General features: G+C 71.8%; 1 protein-coding gene. It reads left to right on the plus strand.

What is annotated here, in order from left to right; all coding sequences use genetic code 11:
- On the plus strand, positions 1-1,314 hold a 1,314-nt coding region (locus tag AC1D1G_RS45300), incomplete at both ends, for a condensation domain-containing protein (protein ID WP_477956953.1).

Here is a 1,314-nt window from a genome sequence, read left to right on the forward strand (position 1 = left end):
CGTCGACGACGTGCTGCACCGCGTCGAGGTCGCGTCGGTGGTCGGTTCCGGGTTCGCGGAGGTCGCGACCCGTGAACTCGATGCCGCGGCAGGACGACTGGACCCCGAGGCCGGGGTCATGCTGCAGATGGTGTGGTTCGACGCCGGCGACGAGGGCGGGCGGCTGCTGGTCGTGGCCCACCACCTGGTGGTCGACGGTGTGTCGTGGCGGATCCTCGTCCCCGACCTGGCGACCGCGTGGGCGCAGGTCTCCGCCGGTCAGGAACCGGCCCTCGAACCGGTCGGCACGTCGATGCGGCGCTGGTCGCACGGCCTCGTCGAGGCGACACGCGAACGCGGCGGCGAGATCGAACTGTGGCGCCGGGTGCTCGAGGCCGACGACCCGCTCATCGGATCGCGTCCGCTCGACGCCGCGGTCGACGTGGCCGGGACCGTCGAGAAGGTGACCGTGGAGGTGCCCGCCGACGTGACGGACGCACTGCTCACGCGTGTTCCCGAGGCGTTCCACGGCGGCGTCAACGACGGATTGCTCACCGCGCTGGCGCTGGCACTGGCCCAGTGGCGGCGCACCCAGGGCGACTTCACGCGCGAATCGCTGGTCAGCCTCGAAGGCCACGGCCGCGAGGACCAGGTGCTGCCGGGCGCCGACCTGGGCCGCACCGTCGGCTGGTTCACGGCGATGTTCCCGGTGCGCCTGGACCTGTCGGGCATCGACCTCGACGACGCGTTCGCCGGTGGCAAGGCCGCGGGGTCCGCGGTCAAGGCGATCAAGGAACAGTTGCTGGCCATCCCGGATCACGGCATCGGCTACGGCATGCTCCGCTACCTGGACCCGGAGAGCGCGGATCAACTGCGGGCGCTGGCGAAGCCGCAGGTCACGTTCAACTACCTGGGCCGGCTGGGCGGCGCGACGTCCACCGACATCCACGGTCACGCCTGGGTTCCGGTGACGGACACGAAGCTCGACGACATCCCCGCCTCCGACATCCCGGTGGCGTCGGCGCTCGACATCAACGCCGTCACCGGCACCGGGGCCGACGGCAACCGGCTGCGGGCCACGTGGGCGTTCCCGACCGGGGTCCTCACCCCGTCCGAGGTCCGCGCACTCGCCGACCTGTGGGTGCAGGCGCTGACCGCGCTGACCACCCACGTCGCGCGGCCCGACGCCGGCGGTGTGACCCCGTCCGATTTGGACCTGGTCACCCTCGACCAGGACGCGATCGACCGGCTCGAGGCCCGGTTCCCGGCACTGTCGGACATCTGGTCGCTGTCACCGCTGCAGTCCGGGCTGCTGTTCCACGCCCAGTTCTCGGA

The organism is Rhodococcus sp. P3_B8, from assembly GCF_056402775.1.